Genomic DNA, 25,850 nt, shown 5'->3' with positions numbered 1-25,850 from the left:
TTTGAACATAAGCGAGGACATCATGGATACTGAAATAACCCCAACACAGCTGGCAATTGAATATTTACGTCGCGATAAAAGCAATCTGTCTCCGGCGCAGTACCTGAAAAAGCTGAAACAACTTGAGCTGGAATTTACGGATTTGCTGGCGCTCTCTTCAAACGAGCTGAAAGAAGAGATCTACTTTGCCTGGCGGTTGGGCGTTCACGTCCATTGAGCAGTGAAGAAAAGGCCGCCCGCGCGGCCTTTTTTGTGTCTGAAAATCAGTATTTGGCAGGCAGCTTGTTAATTTTAATGAGCCGGCCTTCTTCCATTTCGATGAACCCGCCCGTTTTCAGGTCAGCCAGTATCCGCATTACGCCGCTGCGGGAAAGCCGGGTTTTATCCCGGATGTACCTTTCCGCCGTCACGCTGCGTCGGTAGTTGTCATCTTCCTGCATCAGCATCATGAGCTGCTGACGAATCATCTCGTAAGCCGTTGGCGCACCTTTCGGCATGACGTTATGATAAAGGCGGTTATAGACAAACATCAGATGATTAGAAAGCAGCCCCCATAACGCCTTCTCTTTGATAACTTCTGCCACCCGATCGGTTGGTAGCACGCCGATCAGGCATGGCGTCACCGTTTTGAGATAATCGTTAAAATATATGTCCGTCAGGTTAGCGAGGCCAAACAGGGCGGGACTGCGCGCGGTGGTAAGCATCATGTCGTCGCTTCTTCTGTATATCGCGATTGTGCCCTCGAGAATTAAATAACACATACTCTGCCCGTTAACCTGGAGATCAAGTTGCTCACCGGGATCGGTTTTATACGTGGCGCAGTGCGGCTGTAAGTGGGAAATCAGTTCCTGGGCATAGGGAGAGCCGCGATGCGATGGTTTGTCAGAAGACATAGCGTTAACCTGGAAAGAGACTGTACTTTCTATAGTGTCGCTCTTATTTTCCACCTTCTCCAGAGATAAAAACAGCCTCAGTACTTGCGGGGTAAGTGATGGATCTCGATTAGCACGCCGCGCTCCATAGTGATGTATTTCCCCGTCCGCAACTCCGCCAGGATCCGCATAATGCCGCTGCGTGAAAGATAGGTGCGGCTTTTGATATAGGCTGCGGCGGTAATGCTTTGTCTTATGGCTTCCGGCTCCTGCATCAGTTCTACCAGCTGAAAGCGGATAATGTCGTAAGCCGACATCTGCGATATCTGGGCACAATGTTCGTAAACGCGCGATGCGGTATAGATCAGCAGGTTCGAGAAGGACTCCCATAAATTCTGTTGTGCGACTACGTGATTAAAACGCTCCAGCGTAACGCTAGCCACCTCTGAAGTTTCCAGCGCTCTGACGTAGAGGTGCTCAGAAGAAAACTGGCTGCTCACGCCGAGTATAAAAGGTGCGGATTCGGAATTTAAGACGATACCGTCACCTCGGCGATGCAATGCCACGCTGCCATGTAACAGTAAAAAGCACTGGCGGATATCACCGGAATAATAATGGATGACTTCACCTTTAGCCATGATGCATCTTTCGGTATGCGGCAAAACATTATCGATTATTTTTTCAATGTGCTTAAGAGGCTTAGCGCCAAGCACAGTTGTTATTTCATTGCCTGAAACGGGCGCAATACGGGTGTTCATAAGAGGCCTCATACACTGATGCGATCATTTTTTGATCGACATAAAGAATTATCTTAAAAAACAGTTAGTCAGGGAATATTTTCGTCGAGTCTAATTATAGACTTGCCTATTAATGAGAGTTAATTGGTTGAATTTGAAACATTTTTGACTTAGGTCTAAAAGTAGACCGGGGACTTTATTGTTAAGATATTTCCAAAATAATTTGTTTTGTTTTTGTTAAAAGAGAGTCTACAGCTAGACCCTAAAATCGATTGTGCGTAGAAAAGGAGTTGTATAAATTTTGATTCGTCGAAAGGGGTTTTATTTCTGCAACTGAATATCGGTAATAAATAAAGTAATACAGGAAAGAGAATTATGAATAAAAAATTGATGATGGCAATGTTAGCGGCAGGTTCTGTACTCACCATGACCAATGCATTTGCAGCGGCAGGTACCGTTAATTTTAACGGAAATATTCTGGATTCTGCCTGCGACGTAGATGTGGCATCTCAGAACCAGGTGGTGGTATTGGGCGATTATTATAAAACGGAATTCCCGACGGCGGGAGCCAGAACGGCTGCGACGCAGTTTAATATTATTTTGAAAAACTGTCCTGTGACGGTCACCAATGCAAAAGTCCGTTTTGACGGTACGCCGGATTTAACCAACGCCAGCCTGCTGGCGATTGATACGTCCGTGGCGGGGGCGGCCACAGGGGTAGCGATTAACCTGATGACTGCAGATAAAGCCGATCTGCCGCTGTACGGCAGCAACAGCTATACCTACGCGCTCAGCAGTACGGCTGATAATACACTGAACTTCTACGCGCAGTATATCTCCACCGCAGCATCCGTGACCGCGGGCCCGGCTAACTCGGTCGCGAACTTCTCAGTGGTTTACAACTAAGTCATTGGCAGTAATTAGCAGGGGGCTTCCCGGCCCCTTGTTTTATGAGGTATTGAAATGCGTTTTATAACGACAACTGGCCTGGCGATGGCGCTGTTATCGCTGACGTTAACATCCGCCAGTGCTGGAGTAGTTATTGGCGGCACCCGCATTATTTTCGATGGGGCAAAAAAAGAAGCGTCAATAAGTATCACCAATCCTGATGACGTTCCTTATTTAATCCAGTCGTGGATTGATGTTCAGGATGGGCAATCCGGTAAAGCGCCTTTTATTATTACGCCTCCGCTGTATCGGCTGGATGGCGGGCAAAAAAACCTTGAGCGTATTGTCATGACAGGCTCGCTGCCTCAGGGGCAGGAGAGTTTATTCTGGCTGAACATTAAAGCTATTCCATCAGCCTCAAAGCAGATGAACTCGCTGCAAATTGCCGTCAAAACGCGGATTAAACTTATTTATCGGCCAGAGAGCCTTCGTGCGTCTACCCCTGAGGAACAAACCAACAAATTAACCTGGCGTCGTGCGGGGAATGCTCTGCAGGTAAATAACCCTACGCCGTACGTTATCAATTTCAATGAAATAACGGTCGGGGGTAAAAAACTTGACGATGTCACGTACGTAATGCCTTCAGGCTCAGTTCGTTTCCCGTTACCGAATGGGACCAATGGCAATACGCTGACGTTTAAAGTCATTAACGATTATGGCAATCCTGGCGAATTACACCGGGCCAGTTTGTGATCCCTTTGCATTAATCGGGTGCTCGTCATGACAACGGCATTTAATACAGTGCAGCCTGCGCGCCTGGCAATATTCATTGCCCTCGCGCTTGCGGGTTTCTCTCCCACACTGTGGGCCAGTGAGACGTTTAATACGGAACTGGTAGAACTGGATAATCCCGGAATGGGAAAAGCGGATTTATCTGCCTTTGAATCCGGCTCGCAGGCACCCGGGACGTACCACGTGGATATTATTCTTGACGAGCGGCTGCTGGAAACGCGGGATATTCGTTTCATGGCAGTGAAGGATGCTAACGGCAGTGAAACGTTGCAGCCGTGCCTGAGTATCAGGCAGTTAAAAGCGTGGGGCGTGAAAACGGCGCTTTTCCCGCAGCTCGACGCCGGGCAAGGAGAATGCGCCGATCTCAAGGCGATTCCACAGGCCAGCGCGGACTTCCAGTTTGGCGCCCAGCGTCTGGCAATCAGCATCCCACAGGCGGCCATAGATCTGCCAGCGAGAGGTTACGTTCCGCCGGAGATGTGGGATGAAGGCATTACCGCGGCCATGCTCAACTACAGCCTGAGCGGCGCGAACAGCCGGGCAAGAAGCGGGGCAGGCACCCGCAGCGACAGTCAGTATGCAAACCTGCGACCGGGGATCAACGTCGGTCCCTGGCGGTTACGCAACTACACCACCTGGTCCCGCGATGCGTCCGGCCAGGATAAGTGGGACAATGTCTATACCTTGATGCAGCGCGCGATTATTCCCCTGCAAGCCCAGCTTACGCTCGGAGACAGTTCCGCCCCTGCCGATGTCTTTGACAGCATGCCTTTTCGCGGCGTCCAGCTGGCGTCCGACGACGACATGCTACCGGATTCCCTGAAAGGCTATGCGCCGGTGGTGCGCGGTATTGCGCGAACTAACGCGCAGGTCGTGGTGCGTCAGAATGGCTATCAAATCTACCAAAGCTATGTGGCGCCGGGCGCGTTTGAGATCGCGGATATGTATCCCACCGGCGGCGCGGGCGATCTTGATGTCACGATCGTCGAAGCCGATGGCAGTGAGCAACATTTCACCCTGCCGTACGCTTCGCTGCCGGTCCTGCAACGGGAGGGGCGCCTGAAATATGCCCTTACCGCCGGGCAGTATCGATCGTATAACCGTAGCGTGGAGAAAACCCCCTTCGGGCAACTGACCGGAATCTACGGCCTCCCTTACGGCCTCACGCTCTATGGCGGCGTTCAGGGGGCAGATAAGTACCAGTCGGCGGCTCTGGGGGTGGGCAAGAACATGGGCGATTTCGGGGCGATATCCGCAGACCTCACCCAGGGCTGGTCAACGCCGGAGCATGCCGCGAAAACAAGCGGTCAGTCGTGGCGGGCCCGATACAGCAAGAATTTTATTAATACCGGGACGAACTTTTCGATTGCCGGGTATCGCTACTCGACCCGCGGCTATTACGGGATGCAGGAGGTCCTCGATTCGTACGGCGACAGCAGCGCGCTTCAGGACAGGCGACGTAACCGTGCCGAGCTGACGATGAGCCAGACGCTGGGGGACAACCTGGGCGCGCTTACCCTCAGTGCGGCGCAGGAAGATTACTGGAATGACGGTAAGTCGATGGCTTCGTGGAGCGTCGGCTATAGCAACTACTGGCACAACATCAGCTATGGCCTGACATGGACCAACAGCAAAAATGTCCGCTCAGCGTCAGAAACCCGCGACAACCAAAAAAACGCTGATCACGACCAGCTTCTGGCGTTCAACATCAGCATTCCGCTGGATAAATTTTTGCCGCAGACATGGGCGAACTATGGCATGAACGCCAGCAGGAATAACGGGATGACACACAGCATCGGTCTGAACGGGGTGGCTCTCGAAAACCGAGCCCTGAACTGGAACGTGCAGCAGGGATACGGCACAGAGGGCGTGGGCTATACCGGCAGCGTTAACGCGGACTACAGAGGCACCTATGGCGAAGCCACGGCGGGGTATGGTTATGACAAAAACAGTGAACGCCTGAATTACGGGCTACAAGGCGGCATTCTCGCCCATGCTGATGGCATCACGCTTTCTCAGCCGCTGGGGGAGACCAACGCCTTAATTAAAGCGCCTGGCGCCCACGGCGTGGATATCCGCAATCAGCCCGGGGTACGGACAGATGTTCGCGGTTATACGGTCGTGAGCAACCTTTCGGTCTACCGAAAAAACGATCTCACTCTCGATCCGGAAAATATGCCGGAGGATGTCGAACTGGAGATCAACACCCGCACGGTGACGCCGACGCGGGGAGCGGTGGTGAGAGCCGATTATTTGCCGAAGTCAGGTCGCCGGGTGCTGATGACCTTGACCGACAACGAACGCGCCGTTCCGTTTGGGGCGGTGGTCACCCTTGTCGGTGATGAGAGCAGCAGTTTTATTGTGGGCGATCGCGGTCAGGTTTATTTAACCGGTATGCGCGAGGAGGGGACGTTAGTCGCGACATGGGGGAGTCAGCCCAGCCAGCAATGCCGCGCTGATTTCAGCCTGCCGACACACTCAACATTCGGTGGGATCGCTGACATGCGCGCCTCCTGCCGTCAGGAACGTTAACATGAAATGGCTTATCGTGATTTTGCTTCTCTGTTTGCTCGCGGCGGGAAACCTCGCCCGTGCCGGTACGTGCACCACCATCACGCCGCAGCTGTCAACCCTGTCCGTGGGGACGATTAACGTGCAGCGTGATGCGCCTGTCGGCACGGTGGTCTTTTCCGGCGCGGCGACAGCCACCGGTTCCTATCTTACTGGATGTGCTAATCCGCTGATGCTGGGATTCAGCATGCGCTACAACAGCGCCACGTTGAGCAGCTACGGCAATCATGTGTACAACACTAACGTCAGCGGGATAGGCATACGCTTTTCCTCCAACGCCTATTTTGAAAACCCCAGCAATACGTTCTCGTACAATGCGCAGACCTCCTATGTCGACTGGTATGGCGGGAGGATTGAGCTGGTGGTGACTGGCCCGGTCTCATCGGGGGCGTTAACCCCGGGGGCGATCGGCGTCGTGACGCTTCAGGGGAGCGACGGCATCTATCGAGACGGCCTGACCACGCAGCTCACCGCCGGAACCATTAATGCCATGGCGTGCACGGTGAATACGTCACAGCTGACGTTTCCGATCGGGGATATCCCCGCCTCGGCGTTCGGCACCGTGGTGGGCACCACGCCAGCGGGAGCACAGAACACGCAAAACCTGGGCTTAACCTGCGCCGCCGGAACCAATATTACGGTCTCGCTCAGTGGAATACAGAATCCGGACAGCGCCAATACCAGCGTGATGGCCTTAACCGGGCAGGGAAATGCCGGCACCGCAAAAGGGGTTGGGGTGCAGCTTATCTATAACGGTGTGCCGCTGGTGATGAACAGCCGACTATTCTTGCGGCAGTCTGCCGGCGGGCAAGAGACATTGCCGTTAACGGCCCGATATTACCAGACGTTGAACCGCGTGGAGTCAGGTTCAGCAAATGCCTCCGCCACCCTTAATTTGACCTATCAGTAGCAGGTACGAAGATGAAAATAATATACGGGACACTGCTGTTACTGGCTTTACTCAGCGGGAAGGCTTTCACCGCTGATAGCGTCAACATCGGTGTGACGGGAAATATCGTTGCGTCGCCGTGCATATTTAATGGCGGGAGTAACAGCCTCGATGTCAATCTGGGCAATATTCAGGCAACCAATATGGCGACGCCGGGCTCAACATCGGATCCGGTGCCATTTAGTCTGCTGTTCACCCAGTGCCCAACGGGAACGCAGAGTGTGACCGTCTCTTTTACCGGCAGCCCCGATCCCGCGGCGGGCGCGGACTATTTTATGAACAGCGGTTCGGCCACGCACGTGGCGATAGCCATGCGCGATGCCCAAACGGGTACGCTTAAAGGAACAGGCTCTGGCATGACTCAAACTATTGGTGCTGACAGAACCGCGACAATGGCTATGCAGGCCTCGGTTAAATCCGTGACGGGTGGCGTCACGCCGGGAAGCATCAGTGCAGTTGTGGTGATGACGATGCAGTACAACTGAGCGCCGGTGATATGCCTTTTTTAAAGACGTTGGTATGAGCTATGTTAAATATTCTGATTCAGGAAACCGATCTATTTTTTCAGGCTGGGCTACATGAATTTTTCGAGGGTTTTTTTAAACATAACTTTCATCGTGCCATCACATTTAACCTGGCGCTGACCCATGAAAACGTCAGTCAGGCCGATATTATTGTCCTGTCATTATGCCAGGGTGAAACACTGACCTGTTTTCCCGAGTTACTCGCCCGGCAAAAAGGGATTGTGCTAGGGTTTGTCGACGATGAACTGCGCTTTTCGGCGTTGCCCTCCTGCTTTCAGGACATTATTTTTCTCCCTCGCCGTGCATCGCTTGATCGTATCAGTGGCGTACTGTTTATCGCGTGGTTCAGGACGCAATTACCGGGTTATACATGGACTAAACATAACTGCTTCGAATGCCAGCATAAAGGGTTATCCCGGCAACAAATTCGTATTCTGGTCAATTTTTACCGAGGGCTGTCGGTAGTGCAGACCGCTCAGGCGCTGGAGATGAGCCAGAAAACGGTCTTTACCCATAAATATATGCTGATGCAAAAATTTAATCTGCGAAGCGATTACGAGCTGATCGTACTGTTGAGAAGGCTGATGGAGAAAAAGAACCGTCCGAACCTGCTTCGCGATTACCTTGAAAATAATTATGCAGAACAGATAGCGTAAAACGCCAGCGGATAGCTGGCCGGGCAGTGATAGCCACCACCCGGCAATGCATTTAAACGTTAACCGCAGCGATCAATCGCGTCTTCATGGTCTGGTACGCAGAAGCCGCAAAATCCTCCGCCCAGCGCTGGTCCTCGATCGCCTCCATCTGCACGGCGCAATATTTCGTTTCAGGCGTTCTGGAGATCGGGTCTAGATTATCCTGCGTCAGCTCATTACAGGCGCCAATCCACCACTGGTAGGTCATATAGATTGCTCCCGCATTGATGCGCTCGCTGATGCTGGCGCGCGTGATCACTTTACCCCGGCGTGAACGTACCCAGACCAATTGGCCGTCGGCGATTCCACGCTCATCCGCGTCGGCCGGGTTCATTTGCACCCGGCCTGGCTCGTCGGCCAGGCTTTGCAGCGCCGCGCAGTTCCCGGTCATTGAGCGACAGGAGTAGTGACCGACTTCGCGCACCGTGCAAAGTACCAGCGGGTAATCCGTATCCGGTGTCTCGGCCGGAGCGCGCCAGGGGGCAGCAAACAGCTGGCCTTTGCCAGTGGGTGTGTCGAACTGATTATCACTGTACAGATAGGGTGTGCCGGGATGATCAAGGGTTGGGCAGGGCCACTGGACATGGCCCATCTCGCCCATTTTTTCGTAGGTCACGCCGTAGAAGAGGGGGCACAGCTCGCGCATTTCGTCCCAGATCTGCTGGTTATTCTCGTAATGCATGGGATAGCCCATCTCCGTGGCCAGCAGGCTGATGATCTCCCAGTCGCGCTTGACGTTGCCGCTGGCCTCAATGGCCTTGCCAAAACGCTGGAAGCCGCGATCGGCACAGGTGAACACGCCAGCATGTTCTCCCCATGACGTGGCAGGGAGCAGTACGTCAGCCACCTCTGCCGTTTTGGTCATAAAGATGTCCTGAACCACCACAAAATCGAGGGACTCAAAGCCGCGGCGGACCAGGCCCAGATCGGCTTCTGTCTGAAGCGGATCTTCCCCCATGATGTAATAGGCTTTGATCTTACCTTCCAGCGCGAGATGCGGCACTTCGGTGATACGCGTCCCGACGCGATCGTCCATCCGGCTGACATTGATTTTCCACGCATCGGCAAATTTCAGTCTGACTGCCGGGTCAGTGACATCCTGGTAGCCGGGGAACATATTGGGCAAAACGCCCATATCGCAGGCACCCTGAACGTTATTTTGCCCGCGAACCGGACCTACGCCGACGGCAGGGCGGCCCAGGTTGCCGGTGAGCAGCGCCAGGCTGGAGAGACCTTTCACCACATCAACCGCCTGACCAAACTGCGTAACGCCCATTCCCCACATTACCGTTGCTGAAGGCGCCGCCGCGAACATGCGCATTGCCTGACGAACATCCCGCGCGGGAATGCCCGTCAGATGTTCAACCTGCTCGGGTGCGTAATCTTTTACCGTCAGTCGGTAAGCCTCAAGCCCTTCTGTGAAGCGGGCAACGTAGTTTTTGTCGTACAGTTCCTCTTCAAGCAGGACATAGCCAAAGGCATTGACCAGCGCCATGTTACTGCCGTTTTTCAACTGAAGATGAAGATCGGCAATGCGTGCCGTTTCAATATGACGCGGATCGCAGACGATGATTTTTGCGCCATTTTCACGTGCTTTAAGCACGCGTCGGGCGACGATGGGGTGAGAGTCGGCGCAGTTATAGCCGAACACCAGCAGGCATTTTGAGTTTTCAATATCGTTAATGGAATTGCTCATGGCACCGTTGCCGAGGGTCTCCTGTAAACCGGCAACGGACGGACCGTGACAGACGCGGGCGCAGCAGTCGACGTTGTTAGTGTTCAGCACCGCACGGGCAAATTTTTGCATCACATAGTTGGTCTCATTGCCCGTTCCCCGCGAGGACCCCGTGGTCATAATGGATCGAGGGCCGTACTGATCTTTGATGCTTTTAATCCTGTGAGCAGTATAGCGAATGGCCTCTTCCCAGGTAACAGGGATAAAGGACTCGCCTTTGCTGTAGCGGATCATGGGCTGCGTCAGACGGGGGGTAAGCAGCCGTGTGTCGTTAAGAAAGTCCCAGCCGTAGAATCCTTTCAGGCAAAGCGTGCCCTGATTGGTTACGCCATCAGCGGCTTCGGCACGGATAATCCGGTTATTTTTCACGACGAGGTTTAGTTTGCAGCCTGCACCGCAGTAAGGGCAGACGCTGGCGATTTTTTTCATCAATAACAGACCTGTTAAGAAATGAAGCAATGTTTACTGGAAAGCCCAGTCCCTTAGCGGACTAAGCAGGATCCATGCCACATTCAGCGTGCTTGATTAACAGGGCGTCAGGGAAGAGAGGATGTGTCATCGTCAGTCTGTTCGTCAGTATTGACGATGACACGCTATCCGTAGGGATGGGAAGGGAGAGGCGTTAAAGATCGTCCATGGTATAACCGACAACAATTTCCAGCGTCTTGCGGATCACATCCGCCTTAACGACATCGTCGGTGGTTTCCAGCGTCTGGATCAGCCAGAGAATGATCGCTTTGTTGGTCAGATGACCTTCAGAAGCGAGAACACAACGAACCGCAGTCGAAAAAATGGCAGACTCTTCAGCAAAGCGATCGCCTGCGTGACGGAAATACTCCGACAACGCGCTATCTAAAAAGGCGGAGTGGTATTCGGGTTGAAGCTGAATATTTTGTCTCATTTGTTCTCACCGTTGCTGTAAAGTTGTAGTCAATGCATCTTTTTGGGATCGGACGGTTTTCCATTTCCAAATAACGGCACTACATTTTCTCGATTATTTTTGAGAGATCCCTCTCTCTGTATTCGTCCTTGTGCGGTTCTGCGACCTTTAAAAGCGACCGTGCCTGTGCTGATTTCAGCTATCACCCTCGCTAATGTCTCCCGCCGCTGGGGATCCGTCTCACAGGCTTGCATGTTACGCAGACGCTGAACCAATCCCTCGGTCGTCACGGGACCTCGCTCCTTCAAAAGTGAAAGAGCGGCTTCTCCAATGAGCTGGTCGATCAGTCTGTCCGCATCACTGCTATTCATAACATTAACGTTCGAAGAGCAGACCAAGAAGCAGGTGATAATGATGTTCCTCTTCCGGACCATTGGCCCTTTCAAGGCGACTCAACAGTTTTGTGCAGAGCGATTTGCGATTCAGATTCCGCCCATCGCTAAGGATTTCAACAACAACCTGACCCAGGGTTTCCTGTTGGGTTGGAAGCGCGGCTTTATCGAAGTACTGCGCAATCGCTGTTGCTGAGTCTGCGACGTATCCGTTCTGCTGCATGTTTCGCTCCTGTAAAATTCTGTAATCAGTAACGTTACATTTAAGGTATACATAATTTTCAAATCTGTACATTTAAAATGTACAATTTTTTAAATATTTTATAATATATTTTATAAAATCATTATTTATCAGATGCTTATTCTTATACGATTTACTGCGGTATTCACAAGATATATTGTACAATCCGAAGCGGCGTCGCAGAGTTGTACAAGCCCGTAAATGACGCAAAAAAGCCGTGTAAATCGTTGAGATGTAAATTATTTGTTGGGCAATTAATGTGCTATAACAGAGTTTTCCCCACGTGTTTTCGTGGTCACCCCCTCAATCTTCAGGATTAGCATGCTCACAACCATCATTTACCGCAGTCATATCTGCGAGGACGTTCCAGTGAAAGCGCTGGAAGACATGGTCGCTGCTGCAAATTGTAGAAATCGCCAGTTCGATGTGACGGGGATTTTGCTGTTTAACGGCACACACTTTTTTCAGTTACTTGAAGGGCCCGCTGATAACGTTAAGGAGATCTATGAGCTCATCTGCCGTGACCCACGGCATCACAACGTGGTCGAATTGTTGAGCGATCACGGGCCTTCAAGACGTTTTGGCAATGTGGGTATGGAGCTCTTCGACCTTCGTCAGTACGACACCAACGAAGTGCTGCAACAGGTTCTTGATAAAGGCACAAGCCGCTATCAGCTAACCTATAACGATCGCGCCCTGCAATTTTTCCGCACCTTCGTTGAGGCCACTGAAAAAGCCAACTACTTTGAGCTGCCTCCTGCTGACGCCTGGGAGTTTATCACCGAAAACACGCCGTTATCCTCCCAGCCGACGGTAGTGGCAAAGGGAGCGGACTGTAGTTTCGCGTTTCAACCTATCGTCGATCCGTTTATGCAGCAGGTTGTTTCCTGGGAAGCCCTGATCCGCACGCCGTCCGGTGAGTCCCCGGAAAGCTATTTTGCCAACCTGTCGCGTGAGGCGCTGTACGAATCGGATCTGAAGAGTAAACAGGTGGCTTTGTCGATGGCCAGCGCGCTGGGCCTACAGACTCAAACATTGTCCATTAATCTGCTGCCGATGACGCTGGTCAATGTTCCTGGCGCCGTCGATTTTTTACTGACGGCAATTGAGGCGAACGGTTTTGTGCCGGAGCAAATTGTAGTCGAGTTCACCGAGAGCGAGGCCATCTCGCGCTTTGAAGAGTTCACCAGCGCGGTCAGACAGCTTAAAAGCGCCGGGATCAGCGTGGCCATCGATCACTTTGGCGCGGGATTCGCCGGTCTGCAACTGCTGGCCCAGTTCCAGCCGGACAGAATCAAGATCAACCGTGATTTGATTGCCAACGTGCACAAGAGCGGCCCGCGTCAGGCGATCATTCAGTCAATTATTAAATGCTGCGCGTCCCTGGAAATTCTGTTCTGTGCGGTAGGCGTAGAGCTGGCTGAAGAGTGGATGTGGCTGGAATCTGCCGGGATTTCTCAGTTCCAGGGTCACCTTTTCGCCAGCCCGCGTCTGGGGGGCATTCCGGCGATTGCCTGGCCCGAGAAAAAGTACGATTTATAAAAAACCTGTACGTAACTGTTAAAAGTGACCTGTACGTACGGCTAAATTTATACAACAATATATTAACGAGTGAGTGGTTCTTTGAGCCATTCACTTGTCTCAGAACGAGGAGTTAGTTATACAAATGATTTGTACAATCTGATAAGGTTGGTTTGGTTAGGTATGGAAGTATTGTGCGTGAGGGAGTTAATGGCCTATTACAGTATCGGCGAAGTGGCCGAACGATGCGGTATCAACCCCGTTACGCTGCGTGCCTGGCAGCGCCGTTATGGATTGTTGAAGCCGCAGCGAAGTGAAGGGGGTCATCGTCAGTTTGACGATGAAGATATCCTGCGTATCGAAGAGATCAAACGCCTGATGAAAACGGGTGTTTCGGTCGGTAAAGTAAAAGCGCTTCTTGAAAATACAGAAGTGATGACTCAGGGGAACTGGGCATCGTTTCAGGAAGAGATGTTAACCGTTCTGCGCTATGCCAGCCCGGCAAAACTGCGCGCCAAAATCGGCGAGTTCCGCCGCGACCATGCGATGGATGTTCTGATAGATAACATCATCACCCCTGTGCGTCAGCGAATGAACCAGGACCAGAATACGGTGCGTCACATGGCGAGCCTGCTCGACGGTGTCCTGATTGAGTTTGCCGTTACAAGCCTGGGTGAGTCGCGAAAAAAAGCAGGTAAGGATGCGCTGCTGATTGGGTGGGAGTGCGACGACCGTACGCATTTATGGCTGGAAGCTGCCCGTCTTGCCTATAAGGGCTGGCATATTGACGTGCTGGCTGAGCCGATTGATTCTCCACGTCCGGAACTTTTCCCTGGACAAAAAATTTTCGTCTGGACCGGTAAAGCACCTACGCCTCGTCAACAGGAGCAGCTCGACCACTGGCGTGAACAGGGTTTCGCCGTCTCGTTCCATCACTGATGTTAAGGGGTCCGTCAGGGCCTTTTTGTCTTTTCGAGTCCGCTTTCTTATTGGAAGATAGCTATCTTAAAAATAGGTATTTTCAATACAATTTTTATTATTGCCCGCCACCTTACCGCCTTTCTTATGAAATGCATTATTTATCAATGCATTGAACAAAACTAACCCACCCATCCGCATCCCGTCACAGGGTCTATGCTTAATGAAAGTAGCCAAAAAGGGCGGTTTAGCCCAAAGCCCCTGCTCGCAGGGGGTTGAAGTGATAATCGTTATCACTAACATGGTGTTATGCCCTGGTGGCTTATCAGATGAGGTGGACCTATGGAACTGCATTCAGAAACCTTCAATCCGGCCGATTTTGCCTGGCGTGGCTTAACGCTGACGCCCGCGGCGGCGGCGCATATTCATGAGCTGGTGGCAAAAAATCCCGACATCCTCGGCGTACGCTTAGGCGTTAAGCAGACGGGCTGCGCGGGATTTGGCTACGTGCTGGATACCGTAACCGAACCCAAAAAGGACGATCTGGTCTTTGAAACCGACGGTGCAAAGTTATACGTCGCGCTACAGGCTATGCCGTTTATTGATGGAACCGAAGTCGACTACGTTCGGGAAGGTTTAAACCAGTTATTCAAATTTCATAACCCGAAAGCCCAGAACGAATGCGGCTGCGGCGAAAGCTTTGGGGTATAGGCGGTACTATGTCTCGTAATACTGAAGCAACGAGTGATGTAAACACCTGGAGCGGCGGACACCTCAACTATAAAGAGGGTTTCTTCACGCAGCTGCAAACCGATGAGCTGGCGAAAGGCATCAACGAAGAGGTCGTGCGCGCCATTTCGGCGAAACGTAACGAGCCGGAGTGGATGCTGGAGTTTCGCCTGAGCGCATTCCGCGCGTGGCTGGAGATGGAAGAACCCCATTGGCTGAAAGCGCATTACGATAAGCTGAACTATCAGGATTACAGCTACTACTCCGCGCCCTCATGCGGCAGCTGCGATGATACCTGTGCCTCGCAGCCCGGCGCGGTACAGCAAACCGGTGCCGAGAACAGCTTCCTGAGTAAAGAGGTGGAAGAGGCCTTCAATCAGCTCGGCGTGCCCGTGCGCGAAGGTAAAGAGGTGGCGGTGGACGCCATTTTTGACTCCGTCTCGGTGGCAACCACCTACCGTGAAAAGCTGGCGGAGCAGGGGATAATTTTCTGCTCCTTTGGGGAAGCCATTCACGATCACCCGGAGCTGGTGAAAAAGTACATTGGCACCGTGGTACCCAGTAACGATAACTTCTTCGCGGCACTGAATGCGGCGGTGGCGTCAGACGGCACCTTTATCTACGTGCCTAAAGGTGTGCGCTGCCCGATGGAGCTCTCAACCTATTTCCGCATTAACGCGGAAAAAACCGGCCAGTTTGAACGCACCATCCTGGTGGCCGATGAAGGCAGCTACGTCAGCTATATCGAAGGCTGTTCGGCGCCGGTGCGCGACAGCTACCAGCTGCACGCGGCGGTGGTAGAGGTGATCATCCATAAAGACGCGGAAGTGAAATACTCTACGGTACAGAACTGGTTCCCGGGCGATGGCAACACCGGTGGTATTCTGAACTTCGTCACCAAGCGTGCGCTGTGCGAAGGTGAAAACAGTAAGATGTCCTGGACGCAGTCAGAAACCGGCTCCGCCATTACCTGGAAATACCCGAGCTGTATTCTGCGCGGCGACAACTCCATCGGTGAGTTTTACTCCGTGGCGCTGACCAGCGGTCATCAGCAGGCCGATACCGGCACCAAGATGATCCACATCGGTAAAAACACCAAATCGACCATCATCTCCAAAGGGATCTCTGCCGGTCACAGCCAGAACAGCTATCGCGGGCTGGTGAAAATCATGCCGACAGCCACCAACGCACGTAACTTTACCCAGTGCGACTCCATGTTGATTGGTGCGGACTGCGGGGCGCATACCTTCCCCTATGTCGAATGCCGCAATAACAGCGCCCAGCTCGAGCATGAGGCGACTACGTCACGTATTGGTGAAGATCAGCTGTTCTACTGCCTGCAACGCGGGATCAGTGAAGAAGATGCGATTTCAATGATTGTTAACGGCTTCTGTAAGGACGTGTTCTCTGAACTGCCGCTGGAATTTGCCGTTGAAGCCCAGAAACTCCTCGCCATTAGTCTTGAACACAGCGTCGGTTAAGGAAAGCACATGTTAAGCATTAAAGATTTACAGGTTAGCGTGGAAGAGAAAGAGATCCTGCGTGGGCTCAATTTTGACGTCAAACCGGGTGAAGTTCACGCCATCATGGGGCCAAACGGCTCCGGGAAAAGTACGCTTTCAGCGACGCTGGCAGGACGCGAAGATTATGAGGTCACCAGCGGCTCCGTTGAGTTTAACGGCAAGGATCTGCTGGAGATGTCGCCTGAAGAGCGTGCCGGTGAGGGCATCTTTATGGCCTTCCAGTATCCGGTGGAAATCCCGGGCGTCAGCAACCAGTTCTTCCTGCAAACCGCGCTGAACGCGGTGCGCAAGTATCGCGGACTTGAGGCGCTGGATCGCTTTGACTTCCAGGATCTGATGGAAGAGAAAATCAAGCTGCTGAAAATGCCCGAAGATCTGCTCACCCGCTCGGTGAACGTGGGTTTTTCTGGCGGTGAGAAAAAACGTAACGATATTCTGCAAATGGCGGTTCTTGAGCCGGAGCTGTGCATTCTCGATGAAACCGATTCAGGGCTGGATATTGATGCCCTGAAGATCGTTGCCGACGGCGTAAACTCTCTGCGTGACGGTAACCGCTCATTTATTATCGTGACTCACTACCAGCGTATTCTGGACTACATCAAACCGGACTATGTCCACGTGCTTTATCAGGGGCGCATTGTGAAATCCGGTGACTTTACGCTGGTTAAACAACTGGAGGAGCAGGGTTATGGCTGGCTTACCGAACAGCAGTAATGCACTCCAGCAGTGGCACCGGCTGTTTGAAGCGCAGGGTGGAGCGCGCTCTGAACAGGCTCAGCACCATCTCCAGCAGATGCTGCGTCTCGGTTTACCGACGCGTAAGCATGAGAACTGGAAATATACCCCGCTGGACGGCCTGCTGAACGGCGAGTTTGTCACCCGTCTGGCGCAGGTTAGCCCCGGCCAGCGCGATATGCTGGCGCTGAGCGTGGATGCCGTGCGTCTGGTGTTTGTAGACGGGCAGTTTCGTGAGGAACTCAGCGACAGCGTACAGGAGAGCGGGTTCGATATCGCCATTAACGACGAGCGCCAGTCGTTGAGTGCACCGGTCCAGCCTGACGTCTTTCTGCACCTCACAGAGAGCCTGTCTCAGTCTGTCACCCATATTCACGTTAAGCGTAACCAGCGCCCGGCGAAACCGCTGCTGCTGATGCATATCACCCAGGGTGTTGAGGGCGGCGAGATCAACACCGCCCACTATCGCCACCATCTCGAGCTGGCAGAAGGGGCAGAAGCGACGGTAATTGAGCATTACGTTAGTCTGAACGACACCCGCCATTTTACCGGCTCGCGTCTGACGATGAACGTGGCGGCCAACGCCCAGCTGCACCATATCAAGCTGGCGTTTGAGAATCCGCTCAGCCACCACTTCGCCCACAACGATATTCTGCTGGGCCAGGATGCCGCGGCGTACAGCCACAGCTTCCTGCTTGGCGGCGCGGTGCTGCGACACAATACCAGCACCCAGCTGAACGGTGAGAACACTACGCTGCGCATTAACAGCCTGGCGATGCCGGTGAAGTCAGAAGTATGCGACACGCGCACCTGGCTTGAGCATAACAAAGGCTACTGCAACAGCCGTCAGCTGCACAAAACCATCGTCAGCGACAAAGGACGTGCGGTGTTTAACGGCCTGATCAACGTGGCGCAGCACGCCATCAAAACTGACGGGCAGATGACCAACAACAACCTCTTGCTGGGACGTCTGGCAGAGGTGGACACCAAACCACAGCTGGAAATTTATGCGGACGACGTGAAATGCAGCCACGGCGCAACGGTCGGGCGTATTGACGATGAGCAGATGTTCTACCTGCGCTCTCGCGGGATAGACCAGCAGGCCGCGCAAAAGATGATTATTTACGCCTTTGCGGCTGAGCTGACGGAAGCGCTGCCCGATGGCGGACTTAAACAGCAGGTGCTGGCCCGTATCGGTCAGCGGCTGCCTGGAGGCGAAGCATGACATTTCCCGTAGAGAAAGTCCGGGCAGATTTTCCGGTACTGACCCGTGAAGTGAACGGTCTGCCGCTGGCCTATCTCGACAGTGCGGCCAGCGCGCAAAAACCGAATCAGGTGGTGGATGCGGAAGCCGAGTTTTACCGCCACGGTTATGCGGCGGTCCATCGCGGGATCCACACTCTGAGCGCCGAGGCGACCCAGCGCATGGAAAACGTGCGCACGCAGGTTGCGGCGTTTCTCAACGCGCGTTCGCCGGAAGAGCTGGTGTTCGTGCGTGGCACCACCGAAGGGATCAACCTGGTGGCTAACAGCTGGGGCAATGCGCAGGTGCACGCGGGGGATAACATCATCATCACCCAGATGGAGCACCACGCTAACATCGTGCCCTGGCAGATGCTCTGTGAGCGTATGGGGGCGCAACTGCGGGTGATCCCGCTAAACGAAGACGGTACGCTTCAGCTTGAACAGCTGGACGCCCTGCTTGACGACAGAACGCGGCTGGTAGCGGTGACCCACGTTTCAAACGTGCTGGGGACGGAAAATCCGGTGGCGCTGATCGTCGACAAAGCCCATCAGACCGGTGCGAAAGTGTTGATTGATGGCGCCCAGGCGGTGATGCACCATGCGGTTGACGTACAGACTCTGGACTGCGATTTCTACGTCTTCTCCGGGCACAAGCTGTATGGTCCGACGGGCATCGGCGTGTTGTATGTGAAGGAGGATATTCTCCAGGCCATGCCGCCGTGGGAAGGGGGCGGGTCAATGATTGCCACCGTCAGCCTGACGGAAGGCACAACCTACGCCCGGGCGCCCTGGCGCTTCGAGGCGGGCACGCCAAACACAGGCGGGATCATCGGGCTGGGCGCGGCCATTAGCTACGTCTCTGAAACGGGGCTGGCGGCGATTCAGGAGTACGAACAGCTGCTGATGCAATATGCCTTGCAGGAGCTTGCCGGCGTCCCGGATCTGACCTTATATGGCCCTGCTGACCGTCTGGGTGTGATAGCCTTCAACCTCGGCAAGCATCACGCTTATGATGTGGGCAGTTTCCTGGATAATTACGGCGTCGCCGTACGTACCGGGCATCACTGCGCGATGCCACTGATGGCGTATTATCAGGTACCGGCCATGTGCCGCGCATCGCTGGTGATGTACAACACAACGGAAGAGGTCGACAGACTGGTGGCGGGACTAAAACGTATTCACCAGCTGCTTGGCTAACGGAGAGGCGAGAGATGGCAGATTTGCCGGACAGAGATAAATTGCTGCGTAACTTTGGGCGTTGCGCAAACTGGGAAGAGAAATACCTTTATATTATCGAGCTAGGTCAGCGCCTGCCGCCGCTCAGCGAAGAGGCGCATAACCGGGACAACATCATTCAGGGCTGCCAGAGCCAGGTCTGGATCCAGATGCAGCAGATGGAGGATGGCGTAATCGATTTACAGGGTGACAGCGATGCCGCCATTGTGAAGGGGCTTATTGCCGTCGTATTTATTCTTTATCACCAGATGTCGGCGCAGGATATTGTCGCCTTTGACGTTCGCTCGTGGTTTGAAAAAATGGCCTTAACCCAACACCTCACCCCGTCCCGCTCCCAGGGACTGGAAGCGATGATCCGCGCCATACGCGCCAAAGCCACAATCCTTAGCTAAACTGACAGAACAGCATTCATTCTGTTTCGCGGGGTGGTTTCCACCTCGCTGGTTTTTCAGCTTTCTGACGTTTGGTCAGTGAATAAGGAATCTCAGCATGAAGCGCGCGTCTCTAATAACTCTATTACTCCTTGGTTCGCTCAGTGCTGTTAATTCAGCCAGGGCGGTTGATTATCCTTTACCGCCCGCAGGCAGCCGCCTGATTGGGCAAAATCAGACATACACCATTCAGGAAGGCGACAATAAGCTCCAGGCTATCGCTCGTCGGTTTAATACCGCCGCACAGCTTATCCTTGAAACCAATAATACCATTGCACCGGTTAACCCTGCGCCAGGAACGGTTATTACCATTCCTTCCCAGATGCTGCTCCCGGACACCGAGCGTGAGGGCATTGTGGTGAATCTGGCGGAGCTGCGTCTTTACTTCTATCCGCCTGGCGAAAATATCGTGCAGGTCTATCCGCTGGGTATTGGTCAGCTTGGGCTGGAAACACCGGTCAGCACCACCCGTGTGAGTCAGAAAATCCCTAACCCTACCTGGACCCCCACAGCGGGCATCAGAGCGCGCTCACTGGCGCAGGGCATTAAACTGCCGCCTGTGGTACCCGCAGGGCCAAATAACCCGCTGGGGCGCTTTGCGCTGCGTCTGGGCATCGGGAATGGGGAATATCTTATTCATGGCACCAGCGCGCCGGACAGCGTAGGGCTGCGGGTCAGCTCGGGCTGTATGCGAATGAACGCGCCGGATATCAAAGCGTTGTTTGAACAAGTGCGCGTCGGCACGCGGGTGCAGATTATCAATGAGCCGGTTAAGTTCTCCGTCGAGCCGGACGGCAAACGTTATATCGAGGTGCACAGGCCGCTGGCGCAGGCTGAGGGCGAAAACCCACAGACGGTGCCGTTCACGCACTCGGCGGCATTTACCGCCTTCGCAGCGGAATCTGGTAGCGATAAAACGCTAATCGACAAAGCTCTGGCGCGCAGAGCCGGGATCCCGGTTGCCGTTTCAGCAGGCAATGGTTCGTCAGCCAGCAATTCTGTCCTGTCGGTTCAGAACAGTCGTGTCTCAGCGGCGGTGACGGAAGGCGAGGGAGAGAAAGCGCTTCAGTAGAGGTTTGACGAAGGCAAAAAAAATGGCGCACAATGTGCGCCATTTTATTAACAGGTACTATTACTTACGGTATTTAGTAGCCTGGTTGTCCAGACGCTGGTTAGCGCGAGCTGCGTCGTCTTTAGCAGCCTGAACGTCGGAACGCATTGCGTTCACGTCGTTGCTCAGCTGGTCAACTTTAGCGTTCAGAGTCTGAACGTCAGAAGACAGCTGATCGATTTTAGCGTTGCTGGAGCAACCTGCCAGCAGAGTAGAACCCAGGATTACCGCGCCCAGTACCAGTTTAGTACGATTCATTATTAATACCCTCTAGATTGAGTTAATCTCCATGTAGCGTTACAAGTATTACACAAAGTTTTTTGGGTTGAGAATATTTTTTTGATGGGATTACGCCTATTTTTGATCGTTCGCTCAAAGAAGCAACGAAATCGGCAATTTTGACGAAAAAGCTATGTTAAAAAAGGCATTTTTCATCGGATTCATCTTAGATAAATCGCGATTAAATAGAAAAACCCGATTTGCTTTTTGAATAGTTCTGGTTAATGGCGGGAATAAAAAAAGCGCCCCGAAGGACGCTTTTTAACAAAACAATAATTTGTTCGTGAAATATTACAGTACGTGGACAGATGCAGTGTTGGTTGTACCGCTTGGTACCAGTGCACCAGAAACCATAACCACGACGTCGCCTTTCTGAGCCAGGCCACAATCAACCAGTTCCAGGGCCACTTCTTTACCCAGACGATAGAAATCATCGGTAGAGGCAATCTCTTTCACCAGGTGTGGGATCACGCCTTTGCTCAGCACCAGCTGACGCGCGGTGGTTTCGTTGGTGGTCAGCGCCAGAATGGTCGCATCCGGGAAGTATTTACGCACGGCACGCGCAGATTTACCGCCCTGGGTCGCCACGACAATCAGTGGGGCTTCCAGTTTCTCGGCGGTTTCTACCGCACCACGGCATACGGCTTCGGTGATGCGCAGTTTACGGCTGTCGTTGTTGTAATCCAGACGGCTTTTCATCACGCGGTCGGTACGCTCACAGATGGTCGCCATGATGCCGACCGCTTCCAGAGGGTATTTCCCTTTTGCAGATTCGCCAGACAGCATAACGGCATCGGTACCGTCGAGGATGGCGTTTGCCACGTCGCCGGCTTCAGCGCGGGTAGGGCGTGGGTTTTTGATCATGGAGTCCAGCATCTGCGTTGCGGTGATAACCACTTTACGCGCGCGAACGCATTTCTCGATCATCATCTTCTGCGCGAAGATCACTTCTTCAACCGGGATTTCTACGCCCAGGTCGCCACGCGCTACCATGATACCGTCAGACGCTTCAAGGATTTCGTCGAAGTTGTTCAGGCCTTCCTGGTTTTCGATCTTGGAGATGATCTGAATGTTCTCACCACCGTGCGCTTTCAGGTGCTCACGGATCTCAACCACGTCAGAACGTTTACGGATGAAGGACGCCGCAACGAAGTCCACACCTTGTTCGCAGCCGAAGATCAGGTCTTGTTTGTCTTTTTCAGCCAGCGCTGGCAGAGCAATGGACACACCCGGCAGGTTAACGCCTTTGTTTTCGCCCAGATCGCCGTTGTTCAGCACTTTACAGATAACCTTGTTACCTTCAATCGCGGTCACTTCCATGCCGATCAGGCCGTCATCTACCAGCACGGTGTTGCCAACGGACAGATCGCTGGTGAAGCCTTCGTAGGTCACGGCAACGATTTCGTTATTACCTACAACGGATTTGTCGGTGGTGAAGGTGAAGGTCTGGCCCGCTTTCAGGGAAACGTCGTTACCGCCTTCCAGTTTGATGGTGCGGATTTCAGGACCTTTGGTGTCGAGCAGGATTGCCGCTTTTTTCCCGGTCTTGCTCATCACGTTGCGCAAGTTCTGAATACGCTGACCGTGTTCAGCATAGTCGCCGTGGGAGAAGTTCAGACGCATCACGTTCATGCCGGCATCCAGCATTTTGCTCAGCATCTCTTCGGATTCGGTTTTCGGGCCGATAGTACAAACAATTTTCGTCTTTTTCATGACAGTCTTAGTCTTTAAGTTGGGAAGGATATGGGAATCTCGCTCCGGGGGCGCACCGCCGCGGAGTCAAACCTGTGTTGCGAAAGAGTATATGACACGCACTAAGAATAGGTGACATCAAATGAGCGTGCAGAAGAAAGTGTGCCTGAGTGCCAGCCCAACGAAGGAGAGGAGAAGTTGTACGTTGTTTTTTGTATTCCAAGCGCTGAAACCATTCACCAGGGATTTGGCGCGCATTATACGCTGATTCACAGTAAAAAGGAAAATGGAAACAGCGTTTCAAAAACATTCTGTGCAGATTCACATAAGTTTGTTATCAAGGCGTTAAGGCCTAATGTCATCTTATGACGGCAGGCGCAACGCCCGCCGTTTTTTGCTCACTTTTCCAGCGCCTGTTGAAGGTCGGCGATCAGATCCTTCGCATCCTCAATCCCCACCGACAGGCGTATCAGCTGCGGCACAATGCCGTTTGCAAGACGCTGCGCCAGTGGAATGGAGGCGTGGGTCATGCTGTAGGGCTGGCTCACCAGACTCTCCACCCCGCCCAGGCTTTCCGCCAGGGTAAAGAGCGTAAGATGACGAATCACCTCTGTCGCGCGTTGCGCATCGCCTTTAATCACAACGGAGATCATGCCGCCCGGCAGCGCCATTTGTCTGCGGGCAAGCGCATACTGGGGGTGTGACTCCAGCCCGGGATAGAGCACGCTCTCTATCTGCGGATGCTGCTCCAGCCATTGCGCAATCGCCAGCGCGTTGGCACTGTGCTTCTCAACGCGCAGGGAGAGGGTGCGAATCCCCCGTAGCGTCAGGAAGCTGCTGAACGGATCCAGAACGCCGCCAACCGCGTTTTGCAGATAGCCCAGACGCTCCGCGAGATCCTTATTTGCCCCGACAACAGCCAGCCCGGCAACCACGTCTGAATGACCGTTGAGATATTTGGTGGCGGAGTGAACCACAATGTCGAACCCCGCCTCCAGCGGCCGGTGAATGACCGGGGAGGCGAAGGTATTATCCGCCACGCTGATCGCATTATGGCGCCGGGCAATGTCTGCGATGGCCTCCAGGTCGGCCAGTTTCAGCAGCGGGTTCGTCGGCGTTTCCACCCAGATCATGCGGGTGTTCGGGCGAATGGCGGCCTCAAGTCCGGCTACATCGTCCGGCTTAACCCAGCTCACCTGTAACCCGGTGCTGCGCTTGCGCACGTTTTCGATCAGGCGATACGTACCGCCATACACGTCGTCAATGGCAACGATATGGCTGTCTTTATCCAGCAGTTCGAGCACGGTGGAAATGGCCGCCAGCCCTGACGCGAAGGCGTACCCGCGCGTGCCGCCTTCCAGTTCGGCGATGGCGGTCTCCAGCGCATGGCGGGTTGGGTTGCCGCTCCGGGAGTATTCGTAGCCGGTATGTTCACCCGGTGCCGGTTGCGCAAACGTCGACGTGGCGTAAATTGGCGGCATCACGGCGCCGTGCGTGTCGTGATACTCACCGCTGTGCACGCTGAGGGTGGCCAGGTTTTTCATCTTTTGCTCCTTTTATTTCGTCAGGCGGTTACGCCAGGTGGTGAGTACGTCACTGCGTGTGATCAGACCCAGAAAGCGGTCTTCGTCATAAATAATCGCCACCAGGCCACGGTTAAAGACGGCGTACAGGGCGCTCTCCGGGGCCTGCTTATCCAGATATTCGACCTGACGCGTCATGGCCGCCGTCACGGGGAGGGAGAAGCGATCGGCATCTCCCCCGATGTGCCGCAGCAGGTCCCACTCGTCGATGATGCCGACGACCTTGTTGTTATCGAGCACCGGCAGCTGGGAGATGTCGTACAGGCGCATGCGGGCCAGCACGGTGGAAAGCGTGTCGTCCGGGGCGGCAGTCACCGTCGCGCCTTCATCGTGGCGCAGGGCAATATAGTCCGAGAGATCGCCTGCCTGCGGACGCGAAATCAACCCCTGCTGGCGCATCCAGTCGTCGTTGAACATCTTCGAGAGGTATTTATTTCCGCTGTCGCAGGCGAAGGTGACCACACGTTTTGGCGTAGTCTGCGCCTGGCAATATTTCAGCGCCGCCGCCAGCAGCGTGCCGGTGGAGGAGCCTGCCAGGATCCCTTCCGTTTTTAGCAGATCGCGGGCGGTGGTGAACGCCTCGCGATCGGTAATGCGCCAGGCGCGGTTAACCCCTTCGATGTGCGCCAGCGGAGGGATAAAGTCTTCGCCAATCCCTTCAACCAGCCACGATCCGGCATCCTGATGGCGTCCGGTCTCAACCTGGTCCGCCAGCACCGACCCGGCCGGATCGGCAAGCACAAATTCCGTCTGCGGCGAATGTTCTGCAAACCACGCCTGTAAGCCCCCCAGCGTACCGCCGGACCCTACGCCGACGACGATGGCATCGATCTGGCCGTCAAGCTGTTCAAACAGTTCCGGTGCGGTAGTGGTGCGGTGCGCCAGCGGATTGGCTGCGTTATTGAACTGGTCGATATAAAACGCGCCTGGCAGTTCATTCGCCAGCCGCCGGGCATAATCCTGGTAGTAGGCCGGATGCCCTTTATTCACATCCGAGCGGGTCAGCACGACCTGCGCCCCTAACGCCCGCAGGTGGAAAATCTTCTCGCGGCTCATTTTGTCCGGCACCACCAGAATCAGCGAGTAGCCCTTCTGCGCCGCAATCAACGCCAGCCCCAGACCGGTGTTCCCCGCCGTGGCTTCAATAATGGTGCCGCCGGGCCGTAGCTGGCCCGTACGCTCGGCTTCGTTAATCATCGACAGCGCGACGCGGTCTTTAATCGAGCCGCCGGGATTCTGGTTTTCCAGCTTCAGAAACAGCGAGCAGGGGCCGGTGTCCAGCTTGTGCAGCTGGATGAGCGGCGTACGGCCAATCAGTTCGGTGACGGAGTGGTAAAGCGTCATGGTCATGTCCTGTGAAGAGGTGATGACCGGATGATAGAACCATGAAATTTTCTCAATAAAGAACGTTTCACTGGGTTTTAGAACAGAAAGGAATAATCCTTGTGTTTTCAGATGGAAAGACAGCAAGACGTAAAGTTGTCCGGATGTGAGGATGGCTATATCCGCATAAAGTGCTGCAAAATTAGCCGATTTCGTCGGGTGAGTGAGACCTGATATGCAAATGGCAG

Annotated in this window: 27 protein-coding genes; 16 read left to right on the top strand and 11 right to left on the bottom strand. The window is 53.8% G+C overall.

Annotation, left to right across the window (positions count from 1 at the left end; genetic code table 11):
• Positions 1-22: 22 nt before the first annotated feature.
• Positions 23-217 carry a YdiH family protein gene (locus tag ACOTX2_RS04445; protein ID WP_003857766.1) on the top strand — a complete coding sequence of 65 codons (195 nt, stop codon included), beginning with the start codon at positions 23-25 and terminating at the stop codon, positions 215-217.
• Positions 218-263: 46 nt separating this feature from the next.
• Here ACOTX2_RS04445 and ACOTX2_RS04440 read toward each other — a convergent pair whose 3' ends face one another.
• Together ACOTX2_RS04440 and ACOTX2_RS04435 are read right to left on the bottom strand one after the other, a co-directional pair.
• Positions 264-893: a helix-turn-helix domain-containing protein gene (locus ACOTX2_RS04440; protein WP_063148172.1), complete on the bottom strand. Its 630-nt coding sequence runs from the start codon at positions 891-893 to the stop codon at positions 264-266.
• 77 nt (positions 894-970) lie between these two features.
• Positions 971-1,630 (bottom strand): winged helix-turn-helix transcriptional regulator, encoded by a 660-nt coding sequence (locus ACOTX2_RS04435; protein ID WP_022647860.1) that lies wholly within the window; start codon positions 1,628-1,630, stop codon positions 971-973.
• A 354-nt stretch (positions 1,631-1,984) separates the two neighbouring features.
• Between ACOTX2_RS04435 and ACOTX2_RS04430 the strand changes: the two genes are divergently transcribed.
• Genes ACOTX2_RS04430 through ACOTX2_RS04405 form a run of 6 tightly spaced genes read left to right on the top strand, consistent with a single transcriptional unit; the run spans position 1,985 to position 7,989 of the window.
• On the top strand, positions 1,985-2,515 hold the full coding sequence (locus tag ACOTX2_RS04430; RefSeq protein ID WP_022647861.1) for a fimbrial protein: 531 nt from the start codon (positions 1,985-1,987) through the stop codon (positions 2,513-2,515).
• 57 nt (positions 2,516-2,572) lie between these two features.
• A complete protein-coding gene (locus tag ACOTX2_RS04425) occupies positions 2,573-3,250 on the top strand; it encodes a fimbrial biogenesis chaperone (RefSeq protein WP_058677984.1) in 678 nt (225 codons plus the stop codon).
• 27 nt (positions 3,251-3,277) lie between these two features.
• Positions 3,278-5,821 carry a fimbria/pilus outer membrane usher protein gene (locus ACOTX2_RS04420; protein ID WP_063148170.1) on the top strand — a complete coding sequence of 848 codons (2,544 nt, stop codon included), beginning with the start codon at positions 3,278-3,280 and terminating at the stop codon, positions 5,819-5,821.
• 1 nt (position 5,822) lies between these two features.
• Positions 5,823-6,770 (top strand): fimbrial protein, encoded by a 948-nt coding sequence (locus ACOTX2_RS04415; protein WP_032676314.1) that lies wholly within the window; start codon positions 5,823-5,825, stop codon positions 6,768-6,770.
• Positions 6,771-6,781: 11 nt separating this feature from the next.
• The gene (locus tag ACOTX2_RS04410; protein WP_022647865.1) at positions 6,782-7,294 is read left to right on the top strand and encodes a fimbrial protein; all 513 of its coding nucleotides are present in this window, start codon (positions 6,782-6,784) and stop codon (positions 7,292-7,294) included.
• 41 nt (positions 7,295-7,335) lie between these two features.
• A complete protein-coding gene (locus tag ACOTX2_RS04405) occupies positions 7,336-7,989 on the top strand; it encodes a helix-turn-helix transcriptional regulator (protein ID WP_063148169.1) in 654 nt (217 codons plus the stop codon).
• Between the two features lie 52 nt (positions 7,990-8,041).
• On the opposite strand, the gene fdhF is transcribed toward ACOTX2_RS04405, so the two are convergent.
• The 4 genes from fdhF to ycgZ form a co-directional block, all read right to left on the bottom strand.
• Entirely contained in the window at positions 8,042-10,192 is a 2,151-nt protein-coding gene (fdhF, locus tag ACOTX2_RS04400; RefSeq protein ID WP_063148168.1) for a formate dehydrogenase subunit alpha, read from the bottom strand.
• 193 nt (positions 10,193-10,385) lie between these two features.
• Positions 10,386-10,664: a biofilm/acid-resistance regulator YmgB/AriR gene (locus tag ACOTX2_RS04395; RefSeq protein ID WP_022647868.1), complete on the bottom strand. Its 279-nt coding sequence runs from the start codon at positions 10,662-10,664 to the stop codon at positions 10,386-10,388.
• Between the two features lie 29 nt (positions 10,665-10,693).
• On the bottom strand, positions 10,694-11,014 hold the full coding sequence (locus ACOTX2_RS04390; protein WP_063148167.1) for a hypothetical protein: 321 nt from the start codon (positions 11,012-11,014) through the stop codon (positions 10,694-10,696).
• Positions 11,015-11,018: 4 nt separating this feature from the next.
• Positions 11,019-11,258, bottom strand: a complete 240-nt coding sequence (gene ycgZ / locus ACOTX2_RS04385; RefSeq protein ID WP_046620268.1) for a regulatory protein YcgZ — start codon at positions 11,256-11,258, stop codon at positions 11,019-11,021.
• Between the two features lie 339 nt (positions 11,259-11,597).
• Between ycgZ and ACOTX2_RS04380 the strand changes: the two genes are divergently transcribed.
• The 9 genes from ACOTX2_RS04380 to ldtE all read left to right on the top strand — a co-directional run bounded on the left by ACOTX2_RS04380 (position 11,598) and on the right by ldtE (position 20,686).
• Positions 11,598-12,818 (top strand): diguanylate phosphodiesterase, encoded by a 1,221-nt coding sequence (locus ACOTX2_RS04380; protein ID WP_063148166.1) that lies wholly within the window; start codon positions 11,598-11,600, stop codon positions 12,816-12,818.
• Between the two features lie 189 nt (positions 12,819-13,007).
• Entirely contained in the window at positions 13,008-13,736 is a 729-nt protein-coding gene (locus tag ACOTX2_RS04375) for a MerR family transcriptional regulator (RefSeq protein ID WP_038415914.1), read from the top strand.
• A gap of 321 nt (positions 13,737-14,057) precedes the next feature.
• Positions 14,058-14,426, top strand: coding sequence for a Fe-S cluster assembly scaffold SufA (sufA, locus tag ACOTX2_RS04370; protein WP_022647873.1), 369 nt, complete (start codon positions 14,058-14,060; stop codon positions 14,424-14,426).
• A gap of 8 nt (positions 14,427-14,434) precedes the next feature.
• Positions 14,435-15,925, top strand: a complete 1,491-nt coding sequence (sufB, locus tag ACOTX2_RS04365) for a Fe-S cluster assembly protein SufB (protein WP_003857739.1) — start codon at positions 14,435-14,437, stop codon at positions 15,923-15,925.
• 9 nt (positions 15,926-15,934) lie between these two features.
• A complete protein-coding gene (sufC, locus tag ACOTX2_RS04360; RefSeq protein ID WP_022647874.1) occupies positions 15,935-16,681 on the top strand; it encodes a Fe-S cluster assembly ATPase SufC in 747 nt (248 codons plus the stop codon).
• Positions 16,656-17,927 carry a Fe-S cluster assembly protein SufD gene (gene sufD, locus ACOTX2_RS04355; protein WP_063148165.1) on the top strand — a complete coding sequence of 424 codons (1,272 nt, stop codon included), beginning with the start codon at positions 16,656-16,658 and terminating at the stop codon, positions 17,925-17,927. Before sufC ends, sufD begins: the two co-directional genes overlap by 26 nt.
• Positions 17,924-19,144, top strand: a complete 1,221-nt coding sequence (sufS, locus tag ACOTX2_RS04350; RefSeq protein WP_045309080.1) for a cysteine desulfurase SufS — start codon at positions 17,924-17,926, stop codon at positions 19,142-19,144. Before sufD ends, sufS begins: the two co-directional genes overlap by 4 nt.
• 14 nt (positions 19,145-19,158) lie before the next feature.
• Positions 19,159-19,575: a cysteine desulfuration protein SufE gene (sufE, locus tag ACOTX2_RS04345; RefSeq protein WP_063148164.1), complete on the top strand. Its 417-nt coding sequence runs from the start codon at positions 19,159-19,161 to the stop codon at positions 19,573-19,575.
• A 97-nt stretch (positions 19,576-19,672) separates the two neighbouring features.
• Complete coding sequence (ldtE, locus tag ACOTX2_RS04340; RefSeq protein ID WP_038415919.1) at positions 19,673-20,686, top strand: L,D-transpeptidase LdtE; 1,014 nt, start codon at positions 19,673-19,675, stop codon at positions 20,684-20,686.
• 60 nt (positions 20,687-20,746) lie between these two features.
• Here ldtE and lpp read toward each other — a convergent pair whose 3' ends face one another.
• The 5 genes from lpp to ACOTX2_RS04315 all read right to left on the bottom strand — a co-directional run bounded on the left by lpp (position 20,747) and on the right by ACOTX2_RS04315 (position 25,623).
• Entirely contained in the window at positions 20,747-20,983 is a 237-nt protein-coding gene (lpp, locus tag ACOTX2_RS04335; RefSeq protein ID WP_001082307.1) for a murein lipoprotein Lpp, read from the bottom strand.
• Between the two features lie 312 nt (positions 20,984-21,295).
• Positions 21,296-22,717, bottom strand: coding sequence for a pyruvate kinase PykF (pykF, locus tag ACOTX2_RS04330; RefSeq protein WP_015570703.1), 1,422 nt, complete (start codon positions 22,715-22,717; stop codon positions 21,296-21,298).
• Positions 22,718-22,724: 7 nt separating this feature from the next.
• Complete coding sequence (locus tag ACOTX2_RS04325) at positions 22,725-23,006, bottom strand: hypothetical protein (RefSeq protein WP_418517247.1); 282 nt, start codon at positions 23,004-23,006, stop codon at positions 22,725-22,727.
• 88 nt (positions 23,007-23,094) lie between these two features.
• A complete protein-coding gene (locus tag ACOTX2_RS04320) occupies positions 23,095-24,240 on the bottom strand; it encodes a trans-sulfuration enzyme family protein (RefSeq protein ID WP_022647879.1) in 1,146 nt (381 codons plus the stop codon).
• A gap of 12 nt (positions 24,241-24,252) precedes the next feature.
• Entirely contained in the window at positions 24,253-25,623 is a 1,371-nt protein-coding gene (locus ACOTX2_RS04315; protein ID WP_063148163.1) for a pyridoxal-phosphate dependent enzyme, read from the bottom strand.
• Positions 25,624-25,850: the final 227 nt, after the last annotated feature.

This window comes from Enterobacter cloacae complex sp. IR5412, from assembly GCF_049237385.1.
In the GTDB taxonomy this organism is placed as follows: domain Bacteria; phylum Pseudomonadota; class Gammaproteobacteria; order Enterobacterales; family Enterobacteriaceae; genus Enterobacter; species Enterobacter intestinihominis.
The sequence above is the reverse complement of the archived record's forward strand: the minus strand, read 5'-3'. Positions and strand labels throughout refer to the sequence as shown.

Coding starts and splice junctions, on each gene's coding strand:
- ACOTX2_RS04445 (WP_003857766.1), top strand. CDS start 23: ATGGATACTGAAATAACCCCAACACAGCTGGCAATTGAATATTTACGT.
- ACOTX2_RS04440 (WP_063148172.1), bottom strand. CDS start 893: ATGTCTTCTGACAAACCATCGCATCGCGGCTCTCCCTATGCCCAGGAA.
- ACOTX2_RS04435 (WP_022647860.1), bottom strand. CDS start 1,630: ATGAACACCCGTATTGCGCCCGTTTCAGGCAATGAAATAACAACTGTG.
- ACOTX2_RS04430 (WP_022647861.1), top strand. CDS start 1,985: ATGAATAAAAAATTGATGATGGCAATGTTAGCGGCAGGTTCTGTACTC.
- ACOTX2_RS04425 (WP_058677984.1), top strand. CDS start 2,573: ATGCGTTTTATAACGACAACTGGCCTGGCGATGGCGCTGTTATCGCTG.
- ACOTX2_RS04420 (WP_063148170.1), top strand. CDS start 3,278: ATGACAACGGCATTTAATACAGTGCAGCCTGCGCGCCTGGCAATATTC.
- ACOTX2_RS04415 (WP_032676314.1), top strand. CDS start 5,823: ATGAAATGGCTTATCGTGATTTTGCTTCTCTGTTTGCTCGCGGCGGGA.
- ACOTX2_RS04410 (WP_022647865.1), top strand. CDS start 6,782: ATGAAAATAATATACGGGACACTGCTGTTACTGGCTTTACTCAGCGGG.
- ACOTX2_RS04405 (WP_063148169.1), top strand. CDS start 7,336: ATGTTAAATATTCTGATTCAGGAAACCGATCTATTTTTTCAGGCTGGG.
- fdhF (WP_063148168.1), bottom strand. CDS start 10,192: ATGAAAAAAATCGCCAGCGTCTGCCCTTACTGCGGTGCAGGCTGCAAA.
- ACOTX2_RS04395 (WP_022647868.1), bottom strand. CDS start 10,664: ATGAGACAAAATATTCAGCTTCAACCCGAATACCACTCCGCCTTTTTA.
- ACOTX2_RS04390 (WP_063148167.1), bottom strand. CDS start 11,014: ATGAATAGCAGTGATGCGGACAGACTGATCGACCAGCTCATTGGAGAA.
- ycgZ (WP_046620268.1), bottom strand. CDS start 11,258: ATGCAGCAGAACGGATACGTCGCAGACTCAGCAACAGCGATTGCGCAG.
- ACOTX2_RS04380 (WP_063148166.1), top strand. CDS start 11,598: ATGCTCACAACCATCATTTACCGCAGTCATATCTGCGAGGACGTTCCA.
- ACOTX2_RS04375 (WP_038415914.1), top strand. CDS start 13,008: ATGGCCTATTACAGTATCGGCGAAGTGGCCGAACGATGCGGTATCAAC.
- sufA (WP_022647873.1), top strand. CDS start 14,058: ATGGAACTGCATTCAGAAACCTTCAATCCGGCCGATTTTGCCTGGCGT.
- sufB (WP_003857739.1), top strand. CDS start 14,435: ATGTCTCGTAATACTGAAGCAACGAGTGATGTAAACACCTGGAGCGGC.
- sufC (WP_022647874.1), top strand. CDS start 15,935: ATGTTAAGCATTAAAGATTTACAGGTTAGCGTGGAAGAGAAAGAGATC.
- sufD (WP_063148165.1), top strand. CDS start 16,656: ATGGCTGGCTTACCGAACAGCAGTAATGCACTCCAGCAGTGGCACCGG.
- sufS (WP_045309080.1), top strand. CDS start 17,924: ATGACATTTCCCGTAGAGAAAGTCCGGGCAGATTTTCCGGTACTGACC.
- sufE (WP_063148164.1), top strand. CDS start 19,159: ATGGCAGATTTGCCGGACAGAGATAAATTGCTGCGTAACTTTGGGCGT.
- ldtE (WP_038415919.1), top strand. CDS start 19,673: ATGAAGCGCGCGTCTCTAATAACTCTATTACTCCTTGGTTCGCTCAGT.
- lpp (WP_001082307.1), bottom strand. CDS start 20,983: ATGAATCGTACTAAACTGGTACTGGGCGCGGTAATCCTGGGTTCTACT.
- pykF (WP_015570703.1), bottom strand. CDS start 22,717: ATGAAAAAGACGAAAATTGTTTGTACTATCGGCCCGAAAACCGAATCC.
- ACOTX2_RS04325 (WP_418517247.1), bottom strand. CDS start 23,006: ATGTTTTTGAAACGCTGTTTCCATTTTCCTTTTTACTGTGAATCAGCG.
- ACOTX2_RS04320 (WP_022647879.1), bottom strand. CDS start 24,240: ATGAAAAACCTGGCCACCCTCAGCGTGCACAGCGGTGAGTATCACGAC.
- ACOTX2_RS04315 (WP_063148163.1), bottom strand. CDS start 25,623: ATGACGCTTTACCACTCCGTCACCGAACTGATTGGCCGTACGCCGCTC.